The sequence below is a fragment of the Blautia sp. MSK.18.38 genome (assembly GCF_024460535.1).
GTDB classification, from domain to species: Bacteria; Bacillota; Clostridia; order Lachnospirales; family Lachnospiraceae; genus Blautia_A; species Blautia_A fusiformis.
Genome location: NZ_JANFYP010000012.1, coordinates 100936 through 110424, shown reverse-complemented (window position 1 = coordinate 110424; position 9489 = coordinate 100936). Strand labels below are relative to the sequence as shown.

The 9489-nt window shown below is 42.0% G+C and carries 11 protein-coding genes and 1 pseudogene; all 12 read right to left on the bottom strand.

Features of this window, described 5'->3' with window-relative positions:
* Nucleotides 1–60 precede the first annotated feature (60 nt).
* The 12 genes and pseudogenes from NE638_RS09440 to yfcC all read right to left on the bottom strand — a co-directional run bounded on the left by NE638_RS09440 (nt 61) and on the right by yfcC (nt 9451).
* Entirely contained in the window at nt 61–663 is a 603-nt protein-coding gene (locus tag NE638_RS09440) for a Type 1 glutamine amidotransferase-like domain-containing protein (protein ID WP_021651673.1), read from the bottom strand.
* A gap of 204 nt (nt 664–867) precedes the next feature.
* Nucleotides 868–1902, bottom strand: a pseudogene (locus tag NE638_RS09435) (phage tail tape measure protein); the annotation flags it as partial.
* A gap of 133 nt (nt 1903–2035) precedes the next feature.
* A complete protein-coding gene (locus NE638_RS09430; protein ID WP_021651671.1) occupies nt 2036–2668 on the bottom strand; it encodes a GyrI-like domain-containing protein in 633 nt (210 codons plus the stop codon).
* 24 nt (nt 2669–2692) lie between these two features.
* Nucleotides 2693–3025 (bottom strand): DUF3784 domain-containing protein, encoded by a 333-nt coding sequence (locus NE638_RS09425; RefSeq protein ID WP_021651670.1) that lies wholly within the window; start codon nt 3023–3025, stop codon nt 2693–2695.
* Between the two features lie 47 nt (nt 3026–3072).
* Nucleotides 3073–3489: a YjdF family protein gene (locus NE638_RS09420; RefSeq protein WP_173733890.1), complete on the bottom strand. Its 417-nt coding sequence runs from the start codon at nt 3487–3489 to the stop codon at nt 3073–3075.
* A 243-nt stretch (nt 3490–3732) separates the two neighbouring features.
* Nucleotides 3733–3900, bottom strand: coding sequence for a hypothetical protein (locus NE638_RS09415; protein ID WP_173733889.1), 168 nt, complete (start codon nt 3898–3900; stop codon nt 3733–3735).
* Nucleotides 3897–4223, bottom strand: a complete 327-nt coding sequence (locus NE638_RS09410) for a hypothetical protein (RefSeq protein WP_244094820.1) — start codon at nt 4221–4223, stop codon at nt 3897–3899. The genes NE638_RS09415 and NE638_RS09410 overlap by 4 nt, the downstream gene beginning before the upstream one ends.
* A 54-nt stretch (nt 4224–4277) precedes the next feature.
* Nucleotides 4278–4598 carry a SymE family type I addiction module toxin gene (locus tag NE638_RS09405; protein WP_173746079.1) on the bottom strand — a complete coding sequence of 107 codons (321 nt, stop codon included), beginning with the start codon at nt 4596–4598 and terminating at the stop codon, nt 4278–4280.
* Between the two features lie 516 nt (nt 4599–5114).
* The gene (locus tag NE638_RS09400; protein ID WP_330603428.1) at nt 5115–5576 is read right to left on the bottom strand and encodes a hypothetical protein; all 462 of its coding nucleotides are present in this window, start codon (nt 5574–5576) and stop codon (nt 5115–5117) included.
* 54 nt (nt 5577–5630) lie between these two features.
* Nucleotides 5631–6665, bottom strand: coding sequence for an alcohol dehydrogenase (locus NE638_RS09395; protein WP_202031297.1), 1035 nt, complete (start codon nt 6663–6665; stop codon nt 5631–5633).
* A gap of 84 nt (nt 6666–6749) precedes the next feature.
* On the bottom strand, nt 6750–7898 hold the full coding sequence (gene iadA / locus NE638_RS09390) for a beta-aspartyl-peptidase (protein ID WP_173746081.1): 1149 nt from the start codon (nt 7896–7898) through the stop codon (nt 6750–6752).
* Between the two features lie 32 nt (nt 7899–7930).
* Nucleotides 7931–9451: a putative basic amino acid antiporter YfcC gene (gene yfcC / locus NE638_RS09385; protein WP_021650661.1), complete on the bottom strand. Its 1521-nt coding sequence runs from the start codon at nt 9449–9451 to the stop codon at nt 7931–7933.
* Nucleotides 9452–9489 lie beyond the last annotated feature (38 nt).

The following is a 9489-nucleotide window of genomic DNA, read 5'->3' as shown; positions in this document are numbered from 1 at the left end:
CCGGAATCCCACCGGCTTGACTACACACCCTTAGCTGGGCGCACAACTGGAATTTTCAAATTAGTCTTTGCAAATAACCTTTGAACCTTCACCGTCAATTACAATTCCCTGACGGTTGTTAATTGGGCATAGATTCAAATCCGAAAACTCAGTCATTATTTTCTCGGTAACTTTCTTAAATGGTGCTGTAAGATAATGCGGAAGAACATAGAAATCAATCAAATCAAGCCCTGCATCATCTTCTTGTGAGTAGTCCTCCGGCTTTTCATCCATTTGCTGGATATATTGGATGCTTGGAGCGCATATAATTGCGCCTGCCGACTCGCCGATCATCAATTTTCCATTTGCCAATTCCTTTTTCAGCAGCCCATCAGTTCCCGTTTTACGGAGTCGGTCCATAAGAAAAAAAGAATTTCCGCCGGTAAAATATATCACATCTGCATCTTCAAAAACAGACTGTATCGTTGAATAAGCCTCCGTTGAAATATCAATTTCAGTTACGATTGCTCCCAACTTTTTGAATAATTTTCGAGCCGAGCCGACATAACCGGTGTAGCCTTCACGCAGCGAAGCTGTTGGAATAAATGCGACTTTCTTATTTTCAATTTCTTCCTTTATCAGACTTCCTACACTTGAAAAATGCGAACATAAAAATAGTTTCATCAATATTCTCCTTTATAAATTCCGATTTGATGCTCCCATTATACCATCTCCCTACATCTCCTTCAACGTAAAACTAACCGTCCACAATCCCTTATAACTGGTATCCTTTTTCAGCTTCGCCTTATACCCCGTCACATACATCTCTGCCAGTTTCAGTTCCGCTGTCTCCACATCAAAATACTGCACACTGATCTTATCCTTCTTCGCATACCCTGACAGCTTCACATCCCCGGTCAGGTTCGTCATGATGGAACGCATGGAAGTACCGGCCTGGGAAGCCTTGATACCGGCATTGCCCATCAGACCGATTGCTTCTGCCGTATCCTCAACCGAAAATCCCAGCGCCCCCGCAACCGGCGCACAATACTTGAACGTCTCGCCCATCATGGACACATTGGTATTGGCATTACTGGAAGCAGCCGCCAGCACATCTGCAAAATGTCCCGAATCCGCTGCAGTCAGCCCAAAAGCTGTCAGCGCATCCGTCACAATATCAGAAGTCGTTGCCAGATCTTCCCCGGATGCCGCAGCCAGGTACATGACACCCTCAATACCGGACAGCATATCCTCCGTCTTCCATCCGGCCATTGCCATATAATTCATGGCATCTGCCGCCTCAGTCGCAGAGAACTTTGTCTTGGCACCCATCTCCCTGGCCTTGTCCCGGAGGCTGTCAAAATCAGATCCCGTTGCCCCGGACACAGCCGCCACCTTACTCATTGCAGAGTCAAAATCAGCGGCAGTTTTCACCGCCGCCGTTCCAAGCCCTGTCACCACTCCCGTCACTGGAAGCAGCTTCTGTCCCACAGAAGAAATCTTGTTTCCAACTGTCTGCAGCTTCTCACCGGTCGCCCCGATTTTCTGCAAAGCAGTCGCAGACTGGTTCGCCTGCTCTTCCAGACTCCGTAGTCTCTGTTCCGTCTCAACGATTTCCCTCTGCAGGGCATCATACTGATCCTGGGAAATCGTTCCGTTCCGCAGTGCCTCATCCGCCTGCTGCTGTGCAGTCTTCAAAGTTTCTAGCTTCTCCCTGGTCTCAGAAACCGCCTGTGCCAGCAGCCTGTGCTTCTGTGCGATCAGCTCCGTATTCCCCGGATCCAGCTTCAGAAGCTTCTCCACATCTTTCAGCTGGCTCTGCGTATTCCTGATCTCCGTATTAACCCCTTTCAGGGCAGTCTGCAATTTCGTGGTATCGCCGCCAATCTCGACAGTGATCCCCCTGATTCTGTTCCCTGCCATACGGCTCACCCCCTAAGTCCCATAAAAAAGGCACAAAAATACCCGGATCACTCCGGGCACAAAAAAAGCACCTGCCATCCCTGACAAATGCTTTCATTATCGTCTTCATTTTTTTATCAACAAAACTGGAAGTTTACAATTTCTTTATAGGATGCCTAATGACCGTTTTCCATTTTTCTGGGGCAACCTTTCTTGCATCAGACAGATATATTTCATGATGTAATCTTTCCATATTCATATCATTAACATATCCATTCTGCTCCAAATAAGCATCCATAAGTGCAACAGTTGCAGGTTCATCATCAAATGCCCCCAAGTGCATTATTTGAACACACAATCCCTCATTAATAGTCAAAAACTCTGCCGATGAACAGTCTATTTTTTTCTTTTTAGCTGCTGTTTCAACAGCCCATTCAAAATCTTTTTGATTCACAAAATCAGGCAGGCGGATAACTGAAATCCAATTAAATGAATCTTTATCTGCATAATTTACACCATGTATATTTTCCTGCCACCAGAATCCTTCAAGTGGTGGAACTACATATTCAAAAAATCCTGCAATTTTATAATCTGTCTTGTAACTCATTCTCAAAGTATATGCAACCGCATATAATACACTAATTGCCTGCTGATATGCCCCGCCTTCTTCGTTTGGATTACCCTTTCCTCTGACTGCAATATAATTTGCTTTTGGGACTGTTACAATCGCTGGTTTATTTTTAGGCATATAAAACTCTTTATATTCTTTCTTAAAATCAAAAGCCATAACTACCTCCTTAAACTTAAGTTGTTACTTTCTGCATAGCGTATTTCCCAAAATGATAATCACCACGACATCAACCATAATGATTCCCACTGCAATATATATAAAAAATGCAGAAAGAAAGTTTTCAAACAAACCCATAATTAACATAAGAATTGCTATAATAGACATTCCAATTCCCGTTGTTCTGCATAACTTCTTTTCATCATACTTTTCCTTTTCTTCTTTTGAAGCCATATTGTATCCAGAAATAAACCAACTTCCGTGCCCAGAAAGTAAAATTATAGAAAGTACAGCAAATACCACAAAGACAGTCCATATTATCCAGTCTGGACCCGTAGCTAAATCTGCTAATTTCATATAAATGCCCTCCTTAACTTCCGATTTGAGGAAAAGCCCAAGGGACTTTAATGTCCCTTATGCTTTTCTCTTTTCTTTTGCTGTTTCAATTCAAACATTCGCTGTTCTTCCGCCTCTTTTTTCTTGCGGCTTCTCTCTTTATGCTCCTGTTTGTTCTGTTCCTGCTGTAATTTCAATACCTGCTGCGATTTTGTACCAATGCCGGTTTCCAGCATCTGCTTTTTTGCTTCTCGCTGCATCCGTTTCGGATTTCTTTTGATATCCTTTACAATAGTTTCAACAGCCGGACTGAATTTCAAACTGAAATAGTATTTTTGAATATATTCCTGTACTTCGTAATCTTTTGGTTCTGCACCAAATGTTGCCTTCGCCACAGATAGTTTACCATCTTCAATACGCTCAAATACGCCTACCCAAAATGGTTCTTCAAAATATACCGTCAGTTTTCCATTTACTTTGTCCATAAGAATCCCTCCTAAAATAAAATGAACAAAGAATGGACAACCCGGAGGGGCAGGTTACTTACCCTATTTACATAGGACGGCTGGGCTACCTACCAGCTCTAATACATTTTTAATGTACATTGCGTTTTTATCTTTGTATTTATAATCAAGCCATATGGCACGATTAACTTAATTCAGTAAATATTGATTTGATAAAACCCATTATACCCTTTCTGAATCATCCTGTCACCACATTTCATCAGATCAGAACCTGTCGAAATCCTCCTGTGTGGCAACCTTTCTCCACCCTTTGTACTCATCGTTCCTGCTCTCCACAAATATATCATTCACCATCCCGATAGTCAGCAGATCCAGATCCCGGATGGAAATCCCCAGCTGCACACACCGGAGAAGAAACAGGGGAGTTGTCATTTCACGGTCTGTTGCATGAAGTTTTTTTTAGCCTCAACATCTGTCTTAATGTTCATTCCCCACAGTTCAATCAGCTTCGGCAGAACCTGATAAATACTGAATGTATTAAATTCATCCAGCCATTCCTCCGGATTATCCGGAATAGACGGATCCGCATGCTTCGCCATCACATACGCAATGTTCTCAAACATCTCAAGGGAAAACAGATCCAGGGAAGACTTTTCCGGATCCCCGTCCCCGATACTCTTTTCCAGCACAGATAAATCCTTTTTCCCATCTCGCCAGTGAATAAGCCAGGTTCCAGGAGCTGGCAGTCTTGCCAACTCCCCCTTTAAATGATCCGCACATGATAATTCTTGCCATACTTTCTCCCCCTCTCATGCTTTCTTTCCATAACAGCCGGTACTCTGCTTTGCCACATATTTTGCAGTAATTTCTTCTTTTTCATTCTGGTATCTGATTTTCAGTTTCTTAATCTTCTCATCCATAAATGCTGTCTTTGCTTCCTGCTCCTGTGCTTTATTCACATCCGGCGTGATAATCAGCTGATCATTTTCACATTTCACCTGCACATAATCCCCAAGATGAAAGCCCAGTTCTTCCAGCCACTTTCCTTTTAATGTAATCGCCGGAACTGTCTCATATTTATAACCGCTCTGTCCACAAACCTTCATATTTCTTACATTTTTCTTTGCCATAGAATTGACTCCTTTCAGACTTGACTAATAGATTTTTAGATAAAAAGAAAAAGCCGCTGACACGTTATCTTCTAACGCATCAACAGCTTCTGTCTTGCTTTGTTTCAGTGTATTATTCGGTTTTATTTAGGCTCTTTACCATCTTTAATACGGTAGTAATCATCCATATCCACGCTGAGTTTTACCGTGGTATCTGGTTTTCGGTTGCTCAAGAGGCACACAGTTTCCACATGGGCGGTGCAAGAGAACAAATCCATAATTATGGAAAGAAAACTTTTAATTTTGAAGTGTAGTAGTCACCTGGTAGAACCAGATTAACGATTATCAGCAAGGGGTGCATACAATATATACCCGATTAACGATTGCCCCTACATTCCCGAATTTAAAGTCGTTTATTTGTAGTCTCCTGGTAGTCTCACCCCCGGCGGACGCCAAATTATGCCCCAGTTTGCCCCATTATTCCGAGGATTGCGAGTAGTCATGGAGTTCTGCCGTGGCAGATGAAAAATATTTTTATCATTGTTTTATTTCTCCTTGATTTGCCCGGAAATGCCCTGTTTTGCAATGGATTTCGGGGATTTGTGAAATGTGTGTTTTAGCTGCCAGCTTGGCAAAATGGGGCAATATTAAGCAAGTTATTGCAAACTGCGTGCTCTTATCATTTCCAAGCAGAATACCAAACAAAGCATATCCCAGCATTCCAGCCTCATATCCTGTCAGTGTAAAGGGAAAATAGACATCTTTTTCTTTTACAAGTTTACAAAGCAGCCTTCCTGCAAAAATCCCACCTGCGGTCACTACGAAGAAGGTAACCGGAAATATCACAGTATCTGCTTTAATACTTGCCCGATAAAAAGTATAAAACAATGAGATTGGAAGTGTAAAATTCATAACCAATGCCTGAAGTCCTTCAATTCCCTCTGGGCGGATCAGTTTTTTCTCTCTGCAGATCATCCCAATAATAAGCATTATGATCACAGGTAAAATTACTTGTAATAAACTTACTATTGTTCAGCCTCCCGTACCTGTTTCTCAGCATTCCACTGCTACTTTAATCACACCATCTCTCTTATTTTCGAACAATTCATATGCCTCTTCAATCCTGTTTAACGGATAGGTATGCGTAATCAGCGGTTCCGTGTTGATCTTACCTTCTGATATCAGCTTCAGAGTTTCTTCGCAATCGCAGCCATCCACTCCACCTGTTTTAAAAGTAAGATTTTTACCATACATATCTGGGAGTGGTAACATCTGCGCTTTATCGTAAAGCGCAACCACTGTCACGATTGCATTTGGTCGGGCACATTCCCACGCCAGTTTAAATGTCGATTCTGCTCCGGCAACTTCAAGGACTGCATCAGCTCCACCATGCTCACTATTAGTCTTAACAAACTCTTTACAGTCTTCCGGTGAAACAGTAAGAGTCTCCGGATAATGCTCATTAATAAAGCGAATACGTGTCTCGTCCTTTTCACATATAATGATCTTCGCTGGATTTTTCAGCATAACACTAAGTAAAGTACATATTCCTGTTGGACCGGCTCCAATGATCAGTACAGTATCTTCCTCTGTGATTTCAGAAATACGTGCTGCCCAATAACCAGTAGCAAGAACATCTCCTACCAGTAAAGCCTGTCTGTCCGTAACACCTTCCGGGATTTTATTCAATCCCTGATCTGCAAAAGGAACCCGGACATATTCTGCCTGTCCCCCATCGATACGACAGCCAAGTGCCCAGCCACCATTCTTGTCGGTACAATTGTTTACATATCCTTTCTTACAGAAAAAACACTCTCCGCAAAAGGTTTCTACATTTACAGTCACCCGGTCTCCCGGTTTTACATGCGTCACCTTAGAACCGACTGCCTCAACAATACCTACCATCTCATGGCCAACTGTAATTCCCGGGACTGCACGCGGAACACTTCCGTGTTTAATATGCAGGTCACTGGAACAGATGCTGGCCAGTGTCACCTTTACAATGGCATCTCGTTCATGCATGAGCACTGGTTTCGGTTTTTCCATCAGTTCAAATTTTCCCTTTGAAACATATGTATAAGTCAGCATTATTTTGCCCCCATCTATTAGAATATATGCTAGTAAAATATCCGGTACGGAACACATCTGTTCTTATACCGGATATTTCTAATTCTATTTTGTATACACTGTTTTACCTCTTGCTATTACCTCAACAAGCTGCAGGTCCTGATCCAGGATACAAAGATCCGCATCATAGCCCTCTTCAATCTTTCCTTTTCCATTAAGGCGAAGGATTTCTGCCGGATTGGATGTTATTGTTGAAAGTGCAATTTCCAACGGGATATCCGCTTTAAACACACACTCTTTAACTTCCTTCAGAAGGCAGCTGGACTGTCCAACGCCCATTCCAAGGAATTCGCCATCACTACTGTACATCGGAAGGCTTCCCTGTCCATCAGAAGAAATTGTCATGCGGTTAGGATTTACTCCTGCATCTAACATCCGTTTGATACCATTACATACTCGTACCTCATCACAGATAGTTTCCCAATAGTCAATATCTTCATTTCCGGTAAAATCTACTGCTCCGCCTTTCAGCGCATATTCCATTGACTTGCAGAAAAGCAGCTCATTTCGATTGATATGTGTTGGCAGTATTTGAGAAGTCGGTATCTCTGTCTCATCTACCACCCGTTCAATAAGATCTAAGCATCTCGGACTGTCACCAAGATGAACATTTACAATACCAGCTTTCCCGGAAAGAACACCACCAAGTCTTGTATCCGCAACGACACGTACAAATTCCTCAAAAGTCGGCTGTGAAGACCGATGATCAGAGATTGCGATTTCTCCAGTTCCAATGATTTCCTGAATCATCATAATATCTTTCACAATACTGTCAGTCAACGTACGAACCGGAATCTGATAACTGCCTGTATAACAGTATGCAGATATTCCCTGCTCATTCAATCCTTTTGTCTTTGCAACCAGTGCACATATATCACGACCGATTCCATCTGTTCCAAGGCAGCCAACAACTGTTGTTACTCCAAACTTCGTAAGTCCTTCCATAGTTGCTTCCGGAGTACGATTGGCGAATCCACCTTCGCCACCGCCTCCGAGTACATGAACATGACTATCAATGAATCCCGGAGTTAAAAGTAACCCCTCTCCATTGATCATTTCTGCCTCAGAAAGAAATCCGTCTGCGGATATAGAACCTGCATCTTTAATCTTAACAATCTTATCATTGATCATAAGTACATCTTTTTTCCCCAGATGCTGTGGAGCATAAACATCAATATTCTGAATTAATTTCATCATAAATCACTCCCAATTATCCAATGCATGTTTTAGAATCCAATCCCAACTGCAATAAGAACTGTAATGATTGCACCAATCATTAAGACGCCAAGGAATTTCCACATGAATTTAATCCAGTTAGACCACTCGATCTTTGCAATTGCAAGAGATCCGATCAGACATCCGGATGTAGGAACAATCAGATTTGTAAATGCATCACCAAGCTGGAATGCAACTACAGCTGTCTGTCGTGAAACACCTAACAGGTCTGACAGTGGAGCCATGATCGGCATTGTGATCGCAGCCTGTCCTGTTCCGGATACAACAAAGAAGTTAAATACGGACTGGAACAGATACATAAGTACTGCTGCAACCGCTCCGGAAACTCCAGACAATGCATTTGAAATATTATACATAATTGTATTGATAACTGTAGGTGTGGTCGGATCAGATCCACCAAGAACCTGCATAATACCCTGTGCCATAGCAACAACAAGTGCAGCACCAATCAGATCTTTTGCTCCATCTTTGAATGATATTGCAATATCATTTAGTTTCATATCGTTCAGTTTAAAGATAACTCCGATCACACCGGAAACAATTCCCATAATAAAGAACTGTGTAGCAATCTCCGGCATGTAGTATCCTTGAGTCATAACTCCCCAAACTACCCATACTACTGTAGCAGCCAGTGTCAGAAGAACTAAAATGTGTCCAAGACCAAATGAATGTCCTTCGTCAATTCCTGTTTTTTCATTCTGCTCACGGAAATATGAATCAGTCTTATATGCGATTGAGATTGTCGGAGTCTTTTTGATCTTTGATGCATAGAACATAGTCATTCCACAGCCGAGTGCTGTAAATACTACCCACATTACCATACGGAATCCTGCTCCGGAGAATACGTCAATACCTGCAATACCCTGTGCAATACCTACAGAGAATGGATTCATCCAAGATGAACCAAAACCAATCTGTGTTGCAACATAAGTAACAAGAACTGCGATAACTGAATCATATCCAACTGCTACAAACAACGGACAAAGAATCATAGTAAACGGAAGCGCTTCTTCTCCCATCCCGAAAACTGCTCCACCAAGAGAAAACAGTACGAAAAGTATCGGAATCAGTAGTTTTTCTGCTCCCTCTGCCTTACGGATCAATCCGATCAATCCGGATTCAATCGCACCTGTACGGATCATGATACCGAATGCACCACCTACTACCATAAGAAATGCGATAATCTCGATTGCAGAACTATTTACGATTCCGTTATACATATAGTTAAAAAATCCTGTTCCACCATCTCCACTAAAGAGTGCTACTCCTTCTGTTACTACATTTCCTGTATCATCTGTCAGATACTGGAAACTTCCGTCTTTGATTACTGTACGGGTTTTCTCAACACCATTGATCATATATGAAATATCCTGTGTTTCGTAAAATCCCTTTGGTACAAGAAATGTCATAAGTGCTGCGAAAACAACTACAAAAAAGATGATAATGTAGGTATCAGGCACTTGGAATCCCTTGTTAAAAGACTTTAACCCTTTTCCTTCGTTTTTGCTCATTTTTGAATCTCCCTCCCATTTTTCATTAAACCTGTCAA

Excerpts from the sequence above, each read along its gene's own strand:
- NE638_RS09440 (WP_021651673.1), bottom strand. The coding sequence starts at position 663 with ATGAAACTATTTTTATGTTCGCATTTTTCAAGTGTAGGAAGTCTGATA.
- NE638_RS09430 (WP_021651671.1), bottom strand. The coding sequence starts at position 2,668 with ATGGCTTTTGATTTTAAGAAAGAATATAAAGAGTTTTATATGCCTAAA.
- NE638_RS09425 (WP_021651670.1), bottom strand. The coding sequence starts at position 3,025 with ATGAAATTAGCAGATTTAGCTACGGGTCCAGACTGGATAATATGGACT.
- NE638_RS09420 (WP_173733890.1), bottom strand. The coding sequence starts at position 3,489 with ATGGACAAAGTAAATGGAAAACTGACGGTATATTTTGAAGAACCATTT.
- NE638_RS09415 (WP_173733889.1), bottom strand. The coding sequence starts at position 3,900 with ATGACAACTCCCCTGTTTCTTCTCCGGTGTGTGCAGCTGGGGATTTCC.
- NE638_RS09405 (WP_173746079.1), bottom strand. The coding sequence starts at position 4,598 with ATGGCAAAGAAAAATGTAAGAAATATGAAGGTTTGTGGACAGAGCGGT.
- NE638_RS09395 (WP_202031297.1), bottom strand. The coding sequence starts at position 6,665 with ATGCTGACTTATACATATGTTTCAAAGGGAAAATTTGAACTGATGGAA.
- iadA (WP_173746081.1), bottom strand. The coding sequence starts at position 7,898 with ATGAAATTAATTCAGAATATTGATGTTTATGCTCCACAGCATCTGGGG.
- yfcC (WP_021650661.1), bottom strand. The coding sequence starts at position 9,451 with ATGAGCAAAAACGAAGGAAAAGGGTTAAAGTCTTTTAACAAGGGATTC.